General features: G+C 46.7%; 14 protein-coding genes and 1 tRNA gene. 9 read left to right on the forward strand and 6 right to left on the reverse strand.

Going from position 1 to position 15,069, the window contains the following annotated elements:
* The first annotated feature begins 134 nt into the window (after window positions 1-134).
* The 8 genes from BUB37_RS14715 to BUB37_RS14750 all read left to right on the forward strand — a co-directional run bounded on the left by BUB37_RS14715 (window position 135) and on the right by BUB37_RS14750 (window position 5,510).
* Window positions 135-902 (forward strand): TatD family hydrolase, encoded by a 768-nt coding sequence (locus BUB37_RS14715; RefSeq protein ID WP_072994588.1) that lies wholly within the window; start codon window positions 135-137, stop codon window positions 900-902.
* 15 nt (window positions 903-917) lie between these two features.
* On the forward strand, window positions 918-1,946 hold the full coding sequence (locus BUB37_RS14720) for an asparaginase (protein ID WP_072994589.1): 1,029 nt from the start codon (window positions 918-920) through the stop codon (window positions 1,944-1,946).
* A 111-nt stretch (window positions 1,947-2,057) separates the two neighbouring features.
* Window positions 2,058-2,145, forward strand: a tRNA-Ser gene (locus tag BUB37_RS14725).
* A gap of 249 nt (window positions 2,146-2,394) precedes the next feature.
* Complete coding sequence (locus BUB37_RS14730) at window positions 2,395-3,141, forward strand: MotA/TolQ/ExbB proton channel family protein (RefSeq protein WP_072994590.1); 747 nt, start codon at window positions 2,395-2,397, stop codon at window positions 3,139-3,141.
* 26 nt (window positions 3,142-3,167) lie between these two features.
* A complete protein-coding gene (locus BUB37_RS14735) occupies window positions 3,168-3,608 on the forward strand; it encodes a hypothetical protein (RefSeq protein ID WP_072994591.1) in 441 nt (146 codons plus the stop codon).
* An 18-nt stretch (window positions 3,609-3,626) separates the two neighbouring features.
* Window positions 3,627-4,235, forward strand: a complete 609-nt coding sequence (locus BUB37_RS14740) for an ExbD/TolR family protein (RefSeq protein ID WP_072994592.1) — start codon at window positions 3,627-3,629, stop codon at window positions 4,233-4,235.
* A 23-nt stretch (window positions 4,236-4,258) separates the two neighbouring features.
* Window positions 4,259-4,741, forward strand: a complete 483-nt coding sequence (locus BUB37_RS14745) for an ExbD/TolR family protein (RefSeq protein WP_072994593.1) — start codon at window positions 4,259-4,261, stop codon at window positions 4,739-4,741.
* A gap of 76 nt (window positions 4,742-4,817) precedes the next feature.
* Window positions 4,818-5,510: a porin family protein gene (locus BUB37_RS14750; RefSeq protein ID WP_072994594.1), complete on the forward strand. Its 693-nt coding sequence runs from the start codon at window positions 4,818-4,820 to the stop codon at window positions 5,508-5,510.
* Window positions 5,511-5,531: 21 nt separating this feature from the next.
* Here the strand turns inward: BUB37_RS14750 and BUB37_RS14755 are convergent, their stop codons facing one another.
* From BUB37_RS14755 to pyrH, 6 genes are all read right to left on the reverse strand, one after another.
* A complete protein-coding gene (locus BUB37_RS14755; RefSeq protein ID WP_072994595.1) occupies window positions 5,532-6,137 on the reverse strand; it encodes a hypothetical protein in 606 nt (201 codons plus the stop codon).
* On the reverse strand, window positions 6,137-7,597 hold the full coding sequence (gene rpoN / locus BUB37_RS14760; RefSeq protein WP_072994596.1) for an RNA polymerase factor sigma-54: 1,461 nt from the start codon (window positions 7,595-7,597) through the stop codon (window positions 6,137-6,139). The genes BUB37_RS14755 and rpoN overlap by 1 nt, the downstream gene beginning before the upstream one ends.
* Window positions 7,598-7,642: 45 nt before the next feature.
* Window positions 7,643-9,076 carry an asparagine--tRNA ligase gene (asnS, locus tag BUB37_RS14765; RefSeq protein WP_072994597.1) on the reverse strand — a complete coding sequence of 478 codons (1,434 nt, stop codon included), beginning with the start codon at window positions 9,074-9,076 and terminating at the stop codon, window positions 7,643-7,645.
* Window positions 9,077-9,165: 89 nt separating this feature from the next.
* Window positions 9,166-11,553 (reverse strand): efflux RND transporter permease subunit, encoded by a 2,388-nt coding sequence (locus BUB37_RS14770; protein ID WP_072994598.1) that lies wholly within the window; start codon window positions 11,551-11,553, stop codon window positions 9,166-9,168.
* 153 nt (window positions 11,554-11,706) lie between these two features.
* Window positions 11,707-12,261 (reverse strand): ribosome recycling factor, encoded by a 555-nt coding sequence (gene frr / locus BUB37_RS14775; protein WP_072994599.1) that lies wholly within the window; start codon window positions 12,259-12,261, stop codon window positions 11,707-11,709.
* Between the two features lie 41 nt (window positions 12,262-12,302).
* A complete protein-coding gene (gene pyrH, locus BUB37_RS14780) occupies window positions 12,303-13,010 on the reverse strand; it encodes a UMP kinase (RefSeq protein WP_072994600.1) in 708 nt (235 codons plus the stop codon).
* 175 nt (window positions 13,011-13,185) lie between these two features.
* Between pyrH and BUB37_RS14785 the strand changes: the two genes are divergently transcribed.
* On the forward strand, window positions 13,186-15,060 hold the full coding sequence (locus BUB37_RS14785; RefSeq protein WP_072994601.1) for a M61 family metallopeptidase: 1,875 nt from the start codon (window positions 13,186-13,188) through the stop codon (window positions 15,058-15,060).
* The last annotated feature ends 9 nt before the right edge of the window (window positions 15,061-15,069 follow it).

A 15,069-nucleotide genomic window follows, 5' to 3' on the forward strand; every position in this document is an offset into this window, starting at 1 on the left:
GTCGAAGGGCGCCCTATGCCTTTTCTTGTTCGTCGCAATCGATGGGTGCAAAGATAGGGCAAATGGGCTTGCCAATGTTCTTGTTAGTTGCCCAATCGTTTCGATATCCTAAAAGTTAAGGTTATTTTTGCCGCATGGTTTTAACGGATACCCATACCCATTTGTACAGCGAGGCCTTTAACGAAGACAGGCAAGAGGTTATCGAACGTGCCATAGCCAATGGCGTGGAGCGGTTCTTTATTCCCGCGATCGATTCTACGTACACCGAGGCGATGTTGGCGCTTGAGGCCCATGACCCCAAACGTATGTTTTTGATGATGGGCCTGCATCCCACACATGTAAAGGAAAATTATTTGTCCGAATTAAAACATGTCGAAGCCATGTTGGCTGAACGGAGGTTTTACGCGGTCGGCGAAATCGGCATCGATCTGTACTGGGACAAATCTTTTTTAAAAGAGCAGCAAGACGCGTTTCGGTCTCAAATTCGACTTGCAAAAAAGTATAGGTTGCCCATCGTCATCCATTGTCGCGATGCCTTCGACGAGGTCTTTGAAGTGTTGGAAAGCGAGGCGGGGGATGGCCTTTTCGGTATTTTTCATTGTTTTACCGGCACCGTTGAACAGGCACGACTGGCCATATCGTACGGCATGAAGTTGGGCATAGGAGGGGTGGTAACCTTTAAAAACGGGAAAATCGACCGTTTTTTGGCCGAAATACCCCTGCGGCATATTGTATTGGAGACCGATTCGCCCTATCTCGCGCCCACACCCTATCGGGGAAAACGCAATGAAAGCGCGTATCTGGTCAATGTATTGAATAAGTTATCGGAAATATACGGCGTAGATCCGGAAGAGATCGCGCGAACGACCACGGAGAACTCAAAAGAGGTCTTCGGGGTCTAGTCAATAGGCTTTGCCATGGAGAAAAAGACCAGCATATTGTTGATATATACCGGGGGTACGATCGGTATGGTCAAGGATTATAGATCGGGGGCGCTAAAGGCCTTTGATTTTGGCGAGTTGCTAAAAAGGATTCCCGAGCTCAACCAGTTGGATTGTCGGATCGATTCCATTTCCTTCGACAAGCCGATCGATTCGTCCAACATGAATACGGCCCATTGGGCCCATATCGCAACCTTGATCGAAGAGAATTACGACGACTACGATGGCTTTGTGGTCTTGCACGGAAGCGACACGATGAGCTATACCGCCTCGGCGCTCAGTTTTATGCTCGAAAACTTGGGCAAGCCGGTCATTTTTACCGGCTCGCAGCTGCCTATAGGGGACTTGCGGACCGATGCCAAGGAGAACCTTATCACATCGATCCAGATTGCCGCCCTTCGAGAAAAGGGGCTTCCCGTCATACGCGAGGTGGGCCTGTATTTTGAGTACAAACTGTATCGGGCCAACCGAACGACCAAGATCAATGCCGAACATTTTGAGGCCTTTGCTTCCTTGAACCATCCTCCCTTGATTGAGTCGGGCGTTCATCTAAAGGTGTATAAGGATAGTGTTTGGAGGCCTGACCTTGGTAAAAAACTGAAGGTCCACAAGAATATGGACGACCATGTGGCCATCTTAAAACTGTTCCCGGGCATGGGCGAACCCGTTTTGAACAGTGTGCTGGGGATTCCCGGACTAAAGGGACTGGTGCTTGAAACCTATGGGGCGGGGAACGCCCCGACGGAACCCTGGCTGATCGCATCCTTGCGAAAGGCGGTTGCTAAAGGAATATATATTGTCAACGTTACCCAATGCTCCGGGGGCGGGGTGGTTATGGGCAGGTATGAAACCAGTAAGCACCTCGAGGACCTGCAAATAATTAATGGTAAGGATATTACGACCGAGTCGGCGATAACGAAGATGATGTACCTTTTGGGGTGCGATGTATCGGCCAAGCTTTTTAAAACGGTTTTTGAAACCCCGTTACGTGGCGAAATGCAATAAAAATTACCTTATAATTTCATCAACTAATATTTTTTTTGTTATTTGGCGCACCCTAATAAGGTGAGCCTGTCTCGTCTTGATGAAATGAAGCGGGAGGGGCGATTAAGATATAGAGAGGTGGCCGAGTGGTCGAAGGCGCACGCCTGGAAAGTGTGTATACACCAAAAGTGTATCGAGGGTTCGAATCCCTTCCTCTCTGCAAGGACAAAAAAATAGTTGTTGGTCAAAAGTACTTTGGTCCATAATTATTTGTAAGTTTAATTTCAATCTGTCAAAATCGAGTTCCGATCCATAAAGTTCGGGGCAATTGTATTCGTATTGGAATATAGTTGTCGTACCTTGTGGGAACTTAGCTGAGGGCTTGCCGACAGCATTGAAGTTTTACTTTTTTTGTTGCGATTTTTTTTTATCTTTAACCCTATTAAATAACTAATCTAAGTTTGAAAAAATGAAAAAATTATCCTCTATCCTAGCCATGGGCGGGTTGTTTGTATTGAGCACAAATACTGTAAATGCAATGGCGACTGCCGCGACTATGTTACAAGATGCGCCCGCTGAAGCGGAAAAAGGTTTTACCCAGGTCTTAAAAGAAATGTTTATCCAGGGTGGTGCCGGCTTTATGGGTATTGTGCTTTTGTGTTTGATTTTGGGCTTGGCCGTAGCTATCGAAAGAATTATCTATTTGAACATGGCTACCACGAACACCACTAAATTAAAGCAACAAGTTGAAGACGCTTTGGCTTCTGGTGGAGTAGAGGCTGCAAAAGAGGTTTGTAGAAATACAAAGGGACCTGTTGCTTCCATTTATTACCAAGGTTTGGATAGGGCCGGGGAAAGCGTTGAATCTGCCGAAAAGGCCGTTGTGGCTTACGGTGGTGTCCAGATGGGGCAATTGGAGAAAAACGTGTCTTGGTTGACCCTCTTTATCGCAATTGCGCCGATGCTTGGGTTCATGGGTACGGTAATCGGTATGATCCAGGCCTTCCAGAAAATTAGTGCGGTAGGTAACTTGAGCGCCTCGTTGATCGCGGGTGATATCCAGGTAGCGTTATTGACAACCGTATTTGGTCTGATTACTGCCATTATCCTTCAAATATTCTATAACTATATCATTGCTAAAATCGATAGTATAGTCAACGATATGGAAGATTCTTCCATCGTTTTGATCGATATGTTGGTTGACCACAAAAAATAAGTCGCACACCTTAAACCCATATAATTATGCATAAAATTGTAAAAATTGCGCTTGTAGTTGTTGGTTTGATAGGTGCCGTGCTTTGGTTCATGTTGCCGGAGTCGGAGATGCCGGTCACCGAGGCGGTGAATAACGGTGCGCTTAATACCATGTTTACGATAACCTATATCCTATTGGGTGTGGCTATACTGTTCAGTTTGGTATTCTCCTTGATGAACCTCTTTGCCAACCCGGCAAGCCTTAAAAAGAGCTTGTTTGTAATTGTAGGTTTTCTTTTGGTCTTGGGCATTGGTTACGTGATGGCCGATGGTACGGATGTAAGCATCCAGGAAATGGCCGATAGGGGAATTACAACGGATGAAAGCACCATCAGGCAGATTGGAGCGGGAATCAATGTCTTCTTCATACTTACCCTTATAGCCGTCGGTGCTATGCTTTGGGGCGGTGTGAGAAAGATGATCAAATAATTTAAAACATATACCATTATGTCAAAAAGAGGAGCACCACCAGAGGTAAATGCCGGGTCTATGGCAGACATCGCATTCTTGTTGCTGATATTTTTCTTGGTAACAACGACTATTGAGACCGATGCTGGTTTGGACCGTATGTTGCCCCCGATTGAACCGCCCGATACCGATGTTGTTATTAAGCAAAAGAATATTTTTGAGGTCAATATCAACAAGAACGGACAATTGTTGGTCGAGGACGAATTGGTCGACATCAAGAATTTGAGGGAGAAAGCCAAGGCCTTCTTGGATAATGGAGGCGATGGTACCTGTACCTATTGCAAGGGCCAAAAGAATCCCGAGTCTTCCGATAACCCTACAAAGGCGATCATTTCTTTGAAAAATGACAGGGAGACCAAGTACAGTACCTACATTACGGTGCAGAACGAACTGGTAGGGGCTTACAACGATTTGAGGAACCGGGAGGCACAACGCCTTTTTAAACGTGATTTTACCGATTTGGAGGCTGAATACCTTAATCCCGAGACGGATCCTGCAAGAAAAGAGGATTTGAAGGAAAAGGTAAAGCGTATTCAGGATTTGTTTCCGCAGAAACTTTCCGAAGCCGAAACCAGCTCAGGTAATTAATAACAGTTTTAACAAGAATACATATGTCAAAGTTTGCAAAGAAAAAGGATGCTGGATTGCCGGCTGTTAATACGGCCTCACTGCCAGACATCGTCTTCATGTTATTATTCTTCTTTATGACTGTAACGGTTATGAAAGACAGTACGCTTAAGGTAGAGAACGTATTGCCCAACGCCAGCGAGACCAAAAAATTGGAAAAGAAGGATAGGGTGATCTACATCTACGTCGGAGCGCCTACGTCCCAGTATATATCACAATTCGGTAAGGAGCCTAAGATCCAGTTGAACGACAAGTTCGCCGACCCTTCGGCGGTAGGGGATTACATTCTTCAGGAAAGGGCCAAAAAGCCACAGGAACTGCAGAACGTTTTGACCACTGCCCTAAAGGTCGATAAGAATGCAAACATGGGTCTGATTTCCGATATCAAGCAAGAACTTAGAAAGGTTAATGCCTTAAAGGTAAATTATACTACTTATGAAGGTGATGCATTCAACAACCTACAATAGTTAGATAGTATTTAGAGATAAATAAACGCCCCGGACTTTGGTTCGGGGCGTTTTTTATTTTTCTATTTTTACAGTGATGAAGAAATGTCTGCTAGTTTTTTTGTGGGTGCTCACGGCCCAGGGCGCCATGGCCCAAACCAATGGCGATACGGTGGCCCTCGACACGAGATACCTCGAAGACCAGTTTTATATCGGTCTTACTTATAATTTCTTGTTGGAAAAGCCCGATGTGGTCAATCAATCCAACCTGTCGTACGGACTACAGATGGGGTTTATAAAGGACATGCCCATAAATGCCGGACGCACCGTAGCCTTGGGGCTCGGATTGGGCTACGGGCTGTATTCCTATTACTCCAACTTGCAGGCAGTTGAGCTTGAAGAAGACTTCGGGTATCTCATCATCGACGACGAGGCCGATTTTAAGCGCAACAAGATCGAAAGCCATATGATCGAAGTGCCCTTTGAGTTTCGATGGCGAAGTTCCAACGAGGTGTCCTACAAATTCTGGAGGGTCTATACCGGGTTTAAAGTGGGTTATGCCCTCGGAAGTCGTTCAAAATTGGTCCCGACTGAAGGCGCGAAGACCTCTTTTTACAATACCGATATACGAAAGTTCCAATACGGGCTGACCTTTAATTTTGGCTATAATACCTTTAATCTGCACGCCTATTATTCCTTAAGCAATCTCTTTGACGATAATGTCTATTTGGATGGTGATCCTATCGATATCAAGCCACTGCGATTGGGCATCGTCTTTTATATTTTGTAGTGGCCCGCCTCTGCTTGGGACCTATAACCATAAGCGGATCATGAGCAGTTGGGAAAGCAGGCCGATAAGAAAACCGATCAGCAACTCGGGTTTGGAATGCGCCTTCAGATAAAGGCGTGACGTGGTTACCAGCCCCGTGGCGAAGGTGACAAGGCTGATGGCCAATGTTATGTTGATTTCGAAATGGATGCTCAACCCGATCAAGAACATGAGCAAACTGCCCATGCCCATTAAGTGCATACTTGCCTTCACCTTTATCAGGATAAGCATTAACGTGGTCATGGACGCGGTTATGATACCCAGAAAATAGAAATGAAGTTCGGCCACGTAGTAATTGGGTAGCACCTTGTAGATAACCAAAAGCAACAATAAAATGTTGATGTAAAGGGGGTATTTGCGTTCTTTGGCCGTGGGCATAAAAACGGAATGCACGACGCCTAGATTTTTTAATATGAGATAGGTGATTATCGGAATGATGACCGTTAAGATGAAGGTGGGCAGCAGTATGACATTCTGTATGTCGCTCGAGCTGTATTTGGGGGTGGTGATAAAATAGGCGGCGGTGCCGGCCATGGGAATGAACAGCGGGTGGAATATATAGGAAATAAGTTTTAAGAAAAACCTCATCAAATTTGTTTGCGCAATCGGGCAACCGGTATGTCGAGTTGCTCCCTGTATTTTGCAACGGTACGTCTCGCAATGGGATAGCCCTTCTCCTTGAGTATCGCCGCCAACTTGTCGTCGGTGAGGGGTTTCTTTTTCGATTCTTCGCCGATTACCGTCTCCAGGATCTTTTTGATTTCCTTGGTGGAAACGTCTTCCCCTTGGTCGTTTTTCATCGACTCCGAAAAGTATTCCTTGATCAGTTTTGTGCCGTAAGGGGTATCTACGTATTTGCTGTTCGCCACCCGCGAAACGGTCGATACGTCCATGTCTATTTCATCGGCAATGTCCTTTAGGATCATCGGGCGCAGATTGCGCTCGTCACCGGTAAGAAAATACTCCTTCTGGTAGTTCATGATCGCGTTCATGGTAATGAACAGGGTCTGTTGCCTCTGGCGAATCGCATCGATAAACCATTTGGCGGCATCGAGTTTTTGCTTGATAAAAAGAATGGTGTCCTTTTGCGATTTCGACTTGGTCTTGGCGTCCTTATACCCCTTGAGCATATTGGAGTATTCTTTGGATACGTGCAGCTCGGGGGCATTGCGGCCGTTTAACGACAGTTCCAGTTCGCCATCGACGATACGGATGGAAAAATCGGGTACCACGTGCTCTATCATTCTGTTGTTGCCCGAATAGGAGCCGCCGGGTTTCGGGTTCAACTTTTCGATTTCCGAAATGGCCCCCTTTAGCTGTTCTTCCGTGATGTCGTGCCTTTGCAGGAGTTTTTTAAAGTGCTTTTTGGTGAACTGTTCGAACGACTTTTCCAATATGGAAATAGCCAATTCTATGGTCGGAGAAGCTTCTTTTCTTTTGAGCTGTATGATTAGGCATTCTTCGAGAGAACGTGCGGCTACGCCCGGCGGATCGAGTTTTTGGACGATCTTGAGCACCTTTTCGATGGTTTCCTCATCGGTGTAAATGTTTTGGGTAAAGGCCAGGTCGTCCAAAATGTCGCTAAGTGGCCTGCGTATATAGCCACTTTCGTCAACACTGCCTACAAGAAATTCGGCGATGTTCCACTCTTCATCGCTTAGGTAGACGGTGTTGAGCTGGTTCAAAAGGTATTGGTTGAACGATATGCCGGCCGCATAGGGTACGTTCTTTTCCTCGTCGTCGGCACTATAGTTGTTGGCCTTGGTGCGGTATTCGGGTATTTCGTCATCACTGAGGTAGTCGTCTATATTGATGTCCTCGGTGTTGATGGTCTCCCCTTCGCCCTCCTCGTTTTCATAGGGGTCGGCAAACTCGTCCTCGAAATTGTCCGATTCTTCCTTGCCGCTCTCCAATGCGGGGTTTTCTTCCAATTCTTGCTTCAGTCGTTGTTCGAATGCCTGGGTGGGCAGTTGGATCAACTTCATCAGCTGTATCTGCTGAGGCGATAGCTTCTGCGATAATTTGAACTGTAAGTGTTGTTTTAGCATTGGGGTCTTTTGTTGAACAGGCTTTATAAAGTTAACGAATTCTGGTTAAAACTCCGCGTTTTGGGGTGTTCTGGGAAAAGGGATCACATCCCTGATATTGCCCATGCCCGTGGCGAAAAGCACCAGTCTCTCAAAACCGAGCCCGAAACCGCTATGCACCGCCGTACCGAATTTTCTTAGGTCGAGGTACCACCAAAGTTCTTCCTCGGGGATGTTGAGGTCGGCCATCTTTTGCTTGAGCACGTCGAGTCGTTCCTCGCGCTGCGAACCTCCCACGATTTCCCCGATTCCCGGAAAGAGGATGTCCATGGCACGCACGGTTTTTCCGTCCTCGTTCAGTCGCATGTAGAACGCCTTGATCTTTGCCGGATAGTCAAACAGGATGACGGGACATTTAAAGTGTTTCTCGACCAAGAAGCGCTCGTGTTCGCTTTGCAGGTCGGCGCCCCACTCGTCAATGGGGTATTGGAATTTTTTCTTTTTATTGGGTTTGCTGTTCCGCAAAATGTCAATGGCCTCGGTATAGCTGACCCTTTTAAAACTGTTCTCCGAAACGAATTTCAGCTTTTCGATCAGGGCCATATCGCTGCGCTGTGCCTGGGGCTTCGTTTTTTCTTCGTCCAACAACCGTTTTTCGAGAAACTGAAGATCTTCTTGGCAATGCTCCAAGACGTAGCCGATAACACTTTTGATGAAGTCCTCGGCCAGGTCCATGTTGGCATCCAGGTCGTAAAAGGCCATCTCGGGCTCTATCATCCAAAATTCGGCCAGGTGCCTTGAGGTGTTCGAGTTTTCGGCGCGGAAGGTGGGCCCAAAGGTATATACCTTGCCCAATGCCATGGCGTAGGCCTCGGCTTCCAATTGGCCCGATACGGTGAGGTTGGTCTCTTTTCCGAAGAAATCCTCTTTGTAATCGACCTCCCCTTCTTCGGTTAACTTGGGGTTTTTGTCGCTTAGGGTCGTAACCCTGAACATTTCACCGGCGCCTTCGGCATCGGAACCTGTAATGATAGGGGCGTGGAAGTAGTAAAACCCGTTCTCGCGAAAATACTTGTGTATGGCGAATGCCAGTGCCGAGCGAACCCTCATTACGGCCGCGAAGGTATTCGTCCTTACGCGCAGGTGCGCCTTTTCGCGCAGGAATTCCAAAGAGTGTTTTTTGGGCTGTATGGGATATTCTTCGGGATCGGCCTCGCCGTGTATTTTTATTTCGTTTGCCTGGATCTCCACATTTTGGCCCTTGCCCAGGCTCTCTACCAAGGTGCCCGTTACCTTAATGGCCGCCCCGGTGTTGATTTTTTTGAGAAGTTTTTCGTCAAATTTTTCAAAGTCTACCACACATTGGATGTTCGTCAAGGTCGAACCGTCGTTAAGGGCGATAAAACGATTGCTTCTAAATGTCTTTACCCAGCCGTTCACGGCTACCTCCTGTAATAAATGATTTCCTTTGAGCAGTTCCTTTACGCTGTAAGCTTTCATGTTAGGTCACTTGAAAATTGAAGCGCAAAGATAACTTTTTGGTTAAAAACAAACCGATTCGCGACCAGTTAAATCGGTGAAGTTTTGGCTTATCGGTCCAAGTCCTTTTTGGGCAGAATGTCGATTTGGGGTTTCTTGAGTATTTTTTTACTGGCTATCGTCCTTTCCAATGAGAGCAAGAGCGATGGCAACAAGATCAGGTTGGCCAGCATGGCGAACAACAAAGTGGCCGAGACCAGTGCGCCCAGGGCCACCGTACCGCCAAAACTGGAGATGATGAAGACCGAAAAACCGAAAAACAAAACTATGGAGGTATAGAACATACTCACCCCTGTCTCGCGCAAGGCCGCATAAACCGACTTTTTTATGTGCCACTTGTTGGCGATCAGCTCTTGACGGTACTTGGCCAAAAAGTGGATCGTATCGTCGACCGAAATACCAAAAGCGATACTGAAGACCAAAATGGTCGACGGTTTTATGGGTACCCCCGCATAGCCCATGACGCCGGCCGTAATCACCAAGGGCAATAAGTTGGGGATCAACGAGATGACGATCATTCGAAACGAGCGGAACAGATAGGCCATGAACATGGCGATAAGAAATATGGCGAAGGCCAACGACAGGATAAGGTTCTTGACCAAATACTTCGTACCCTTCAAAAAGATAAGGGCGCTGCCCGTCATATAAACGTCGAAGCGATCGGCCGGAAAGAACTTGTCGATGTTCTCCAAAAGCCTTTCCTCTATTTGCTCCATGCGTTCGGTTTTTACATCGCGCATAAAGGTGGTGATCCGGGCGGTCTGTCCGGTACTGTCGACAAAATTCTTTAATAGGTTCTCGTTGCCCGACGAATTTTGGGCCACTTTCATTATAAAGTTGTTCTCCTGCGAAGTGGGCAGTTGGTAGTACTTGGGAATGCCATTGTAGAAGGCCTGTTTCGAATATTTTACCAAGTTCACTATCGAAATGGGACTTGAGAGTTCGGGAATTTCCGTAATGACCTCGCTTAACTGGTCCATACGTCTCAGGTTGGCAGGTTTAAGAACGCCTTTGGGCCTTTTGGTGTCGACTACTATTTCCACCGGCATGATCCCGTCAAATTCCTGTTCAAAGAAGCGGATGTCCTTGAAGAACTGGGCGTTTTTCGGCATGTCTTCTATGGGGCTTCCCGAAATCTCTATTTGGTAGATGCCGATTATACTGGTTATCAAAAGGATCAGTGATACGGTGTAGACCGTAATCCTGCGATGGCGAACTATGCCTTCCATCCAATTGACGAAACCATCGATCCATTTTTTGTTCAAGTGCTTGAGGTGCCTTGTTTTGGGAAGCGATAAAAAGCTGTAAATGATAGGGATGATCAGAAGGGAAAGGATAAAGATACCTATGATGTTTATCGAGGCTACTATGCCGAACTCCTTCAACAATTGGCTATCGGTTATGATAAAGGTGGCAAAACCGGAAGCCGTTGTCATATTGGTCATCAATGTGGCGTTGCCGATTTTTGAAATGACCCGTTGTAGCGACAAGGCCTGGTTGCCGTGTTTTTTTACCTCTTGCTGGTACTTGTTGATCAAAAAGATACAATTCGGTATTCCTATTACTATGATCAAGGGAGGTATTAGGGCGGTCAAAACCGTTATTTCGTACTGTAGCAGTCCGAGTATACCGAAAGCCCACATTACACCAATGATAACGATGCACATCGATATAAGGGTGGCCCGAAAGCTTCTAAAGAAAAAGAAGAATATCAACGAGGTTACGCCCAGGGCGGCCAGAATGAACTTGCCGATCTCGTCGATAATGTTCTGGGAGTTCATCGTACGGATGTAGGGCATGCCCGAAACATGGACGTTCAAGCCCGTTTCCTCTTCGAAATCTTCGACGAGGTTGGTAAGGTCTTGTAGTATAAAGTCTTTTCTTACCGTGGTGTTGACGATATCCTTGTCGAGGTTCGCCACGGTCCTTATCGTCGAACTTTCCTTGTTGAAAAGGAGTTTGTCGTAAAAGGGGAGGTCGTCGAAAAGATGGTTCTTGATGCTGTCGACCTCTTTTTTTGTACTGACCTTTCCGTTGATCAGGGGGCGTAGTTCAAATTCTTGGTTTTCGTTGTCTTTTTTGAGTTCTTGCAGGTTGTCCAAAGACAGGACGAAGTCTATCTCCGGGAAAGCCACGAGCTGCTTGCTGAACTTGTTCCAACGGTTGATGTTCTCGGGTGTGAACAGGGCGGAATCGCGAATGGCGAATACAATGGCATTGCCCTCTTCACCGAACTGTTCCAAAAATTCTTGGTACTTTAGGTTGACCGGGTGATGGTCGGGGAGGAGGTTGGCCTGCGAGCTGCTAAAGCGCATGTTCTCCCATTGCATGCCCAGGAAAACGGTAAGGGCCGCGATCAGGCAAAGTATCAAAATTCGGTTGCGAAGAATGATACGCGCCGTCCTTTCCCAAAAATTTTTCGTGAATTTAGCTGCCATGGTAGGTTTTTACCGTGCGCAAAGGTATTGAATGATCGTGTGTGTTCCTAAAAATGATGACTTGAAATATTGACGGTAGGGGTAAATTTACAGGGCTACCGGTAGAAATGGGAACAATGTAAAAAAAGCGACCCCAAAAAGTCGCTTTTTTCGTTAAACGGTCATGATCTCTTTCTCCTTTAGCGCCAAAAAGTCATCGGTTTTCTTAATGTACTCGTTGGTAAGTTCCTGTACGTCTACCGTGGCATTCTTTTGGAGGTCTTCGGAGGCGTCCAACTCCTTGATTTCCTTGTTCGCTTCTTGGCGGGCACTTCTGATACTGACCTTGCAGTCCTCCGCTTCCGCCTTGGCCTGTTTGGTCAATTGAATTCGACGTTCCTCGGTCAATGGGGGTACGTTTATGATTACCAATTCCCCGTTGTTCATGGGGTTGAAGCCCAAGTTGGAGTTGATAATGGCCTTTTCTATCTCGGGCAGCATGCTCTTTTCCCAAGGTTGTACCGAAATGGTACGTCCGTCGGGGGTATTGATATTGGCAACTTGTGAGAGCGGGGTCTGCGACCCGTAGTATTCGACCATTACGGAAGACAGCATGGCTGGACTTGCCTTGCCGGCCCTTATCTTTACAAATTCCTTCTCTAGGTGCTTTAAAGCGGCTTCCATGCTTTCCTTTGCGGAATCGAGTATAAACTGTACCTCTTCATTCATAGTTCAAATAGTATTTAAGCGTATATCACAAATTAGTACTGTCAGAGGTTAACGACAGTTCCTATGTTCTCTCCTTCGACCAACTTGGTCAGATTGCCTTTTTTGTTCATGTCGAAAACAACGATGGGCAGTTCGTTTTCCTGGCTTAGGGTAAAGGCCGTAGTGTCCATCACCTTTAGTCCTTTCAAGAGAACGTCTGCGAAGGAAATCGAATCGAATTTAGTGGCATTTTTGTCTTTTTCGGGGTCGGAGGTGTAAATTCCATCGACACGGGTACCCTTTAAGATAACATCGGCCTCTATTTCAATGGCACGGAGTACGGCTGCCGAATCGGTGGTAAAATAAGGGTTTCCCGTACCCCCACCGAAAATGACCACCCTGCCTTTTTCCAAATGCCTCATGGCCCTTCTTCGAATAAAGGGCTCGGCCACCTCGTTGATGTGTATGGCCGATTGTAGGCGGGTCTGTATGCCTTTGGCCTCCAAGGCGCTCTGTAGGGCCAGGCCATTGATTACGGTGGCCAACATGCCCATGTGGTCGCCTTGAACACGGTCCATTCCCATTGCAGCTCCTGTAAGGCCCCTAAAAATGTTGCCGCCGCCGATGACTATGGCGATCTCCACTCCCTTTTCGGCCACATTTTTGATTTCTTCGGCATATTCCGCAAGGCGATCGGAGTCTATCCCGTATTGTTTTTTGCCCATTAGCGCTTCGCCGCTAAGTTTTAAAAGAATCCTTTTGTACTGCATCGATTCGAATTTCGTTGCAGCAAAAATAATCAAAAAATGTTAGGGCGGGCAGTTGATGTGCGAGATAAGGTCAACCTTAATTATTTCCTAATAATAGTGGGCCATTCTACTAAATTTTATAATCTTGTGCGATTTTACCGATAAAACACCTTTAAAACGATTAACCCAATTATTTATGAAGCGATTTTATATCTTTTTCTTGACCGTTGCGCTGCTTTACGGTTGTGGCTCGTCAAAGGCCTTGCTTACAGCCGATAAGGCTCCTGTTCTAGTGGCTTTGGATTTGAATGATGTGGTAGACGACAAGGTCAAGGTCTCCGTAGATCCGGGAGCCTTTTCTACCGATGAGGTGGTTTTCCATATTCCGAAAACGGTACCGGGCACCTATAGCGAAGACAATTATGGGAAGTACATAGAAGGCTTTAAGGCCTTTGATTATGAAGGAAGGGAACTGGTTTTCTCCAGGGAGGACGATAATACCTGGAAAATCGAAAACGGAAGGAGTTTGGACAAGCTTACCTATTGGGTAAACGATACCTACGATACCGAAAACGAGGTCGAAGACAAGGTGTTTTCGCCTGCCGGCACCAATATTTTGGCCGGCGAGAACTTTATGCTGAACCTTCATGGTTTTGTGGGCTATTTCAAAGGGTTGAAGGAAGTGCCCTATGAGCTTGTCGTCTCGCATCCGGACAGTTTGGAGGCCACTACTTCCCTGCAGCGGAAAGTAATGGCCGATGCTTCGCCGGAAGGGACCGACATTTTTGTTGCCGACCGGTATTTTGAGGTGATCGATAATCCCATTCAATACACCAAGCCCAATACGGAAACCTTTCAGATCAATGATATAGAGGTTACGATAAGCGTGTATTCGCCGAATGGGGTGTATACCGCGGCCGACCTTAGAGACCGTATGGAACAAATGATGGGGGCTCAAAAGGCCTTTTTGGGAGAAATCGATGGAACAAGAAAATATAACATACTGCTTTATCTATCTACCTATGGCCCGGACGATGCTTCGGGTTTCGGGGCTTTGGAGCACCATACGTCTACAGTCGTGGTCTTGCCGGAAGCCCTGCCCAAGGATCGCTTGGAGGAGGCCATGGTCGATGTTGTTTCGCATGAGTTCTTTCATATTGTGACCCCGTTGAACGTGCATTCGAAAGAGGTGCAGTACTTCGATTTTAACGACCCGAAAATGTCTATGCACTTGTGGATGTACGAGGGTACCACCGAATATTTTGCCAACCTCTTTCAGGTTCAGCAAGGCTTGATCGACGAAAACGGGTTTTATGGGCGGCTCGTTGACAAAATCGAGAATGCCAAGTCTTATGACGACCAAATGTCGTTTACGGTCATGAGCAAGAATATTTTGGAGGAGCCTTACAAGAAAAATTACGCCAATGTCTATGAGAAAGGGGCCTTGATCAATATGGCCTTGGATATTGAACTGAGGAGCTTGAGCAATGGTGAAAAAGGCGTGTTGTGGTTGATGAAGGAACTTTCCAAAAAGTACGGCAACAATACCCCCTTTGACGATGAGCGGTTGATCGATGAGATAGTGGCCATGACCTATCCTGAAATCAGGGACTTTTTCGATACCCATGTGATAGGGGATACGCCCATTGATTACAACGCGTATTTTGCCAAGGTCGGATTGAAAATCGAAACGGTCGAAAGACAGACCGGGTATTTTCTCGATGGCGAAATTCCCTTTATAGATATCGATCCCGACAACAACGATGCGGTATTTATTCGGACCGGTATAGCGCAGAACAGTTTTTTCAATGACCTGGGGGCCCAGGGCGGCGATATCATCAAAAGCATTAACGGCACCCCGATCGACCTGAATGGCATAAGGGCCGTTATAGGGCAAAGTTTTACCTGGTCTCCCGATACCGACATTACGATGGTGGTCGAACGCGGGGGAGAGGAGCTTACCTTGGAGGGAAAAGCCGGTGTGCCTACCTTGCAGGTCAAGACCATAGTTCCCGTTGAGGGTGTAAGTGACCTGCAGGCCCGATTGAGGGAAGCTTGGTTGAAAGGATGATCGGCCCTG

Origin of the sequence: Pseudozobellia thermophila (assembly GCF_900141855.1) — a bacterium.
GTDB lineage: Bacteria > Bacteroidota > Bacteroidia > Flavobacteriales > Flavobacteriaceae > Pseudozobellia > Pseudozobellia thermophila.

Bases quoted from the DNA above. Each gene is read 5' to 3' on its own strand.
- BUB37_RS14745 (WP_072994593.1), top strand. From the start codon at position 4,259: ATGTCAAAGTTTGCAAAGAAAAAGGATGCTGGATTGCCGGCTGTTAAT.
- BUB37_RS14715 (WP_072994588.1), top strand. From the start codon at position 135: ATGGTTTTAACGGATACCCATACCCATTTGTACAGCGAGGCCTTTAAC.
- BUB37_RS14785 (WP_072994601.1), top strand. From the start codon at position 13,186: ATGAAGCGATTTTATATCTTTTTCTTGACCGTTGCGCTGCTTTACGGT.
- asnS (WP_072994597.1), bottom strand. From the start codon at position 9,076: ATGAAAGCTTACAGCGTAAAGGAACTGCTCAAAGGAAATCATTTATTA.
- rpoN (WP_072994596.1), bottom strand. From the start codon at position 7,597: ATGCTAAAACAACACTTACAGTTCAAATTATCGCAGAAGCTATCGCCT.
- BUB37_RS14730 (WP_072994590.1), top strand. From the start codon at position 2,395: ATGAAAAAATTATCCTCTATCCTAGCCATGGGCGGGTTGTTTGTATTG.
- BUB37_RS14720 (WP_072994589.1), top strand. From the start codon at position 918: ATGGAGAAAAAGACCAGCATATTGTTGATATATACCGGGGGTACGATC.
- pyrH (WP_072994600.1), bottom strand. From the start codon at position 13,010: ATGCAGTACAAAAGGATTCTTTTAAAACTTAGCGGCGAAGCGCTAATG.
- BUB37_RS14750 (WP_072994594.1), top strand. From the start codon at position 4,818: ATGAAGAAATGTCTGCTAGTTTTTTTGTGGGTGCTCACGGCCCAGGGC.
- BUB37_RS14755 (WP_072994595.1), bottom strand. From the start codon at position 6,137: ATGAGGTTTTTCTTAAAACTTATTTCCTATATATTCCACCCGCTGTTC.
- BUB37_RS14740 (WP_072994592.1), top strand. From the start codon at position 3,627: ATGTCAAAAAGAGGAGCACCACCAGAGGTAAATGCCGGGTCTATGGCA.
- BUB37_RS14770 (WP_072994598.1), bottom strand. From the start codon at position 11,553: ATGGCAGCTAAATTCACGAAAAATTTTTGGGAAAGGACGGCGCGTATC.
- frr (WP_072994599.1), bottom strand. From the start codon at position 12,261: ATGAATGAAGAGGTACAGTTTATACTCGATTCCGCAAAGGAAAGCATG.
- BUB37_RS14735 (WP_072994591.1), top strand. From the start codon at position 3,168: ATGCATAAAATTGTAAAAATTGCGCTTGTAGTTGTTGGTTTGATAGGT.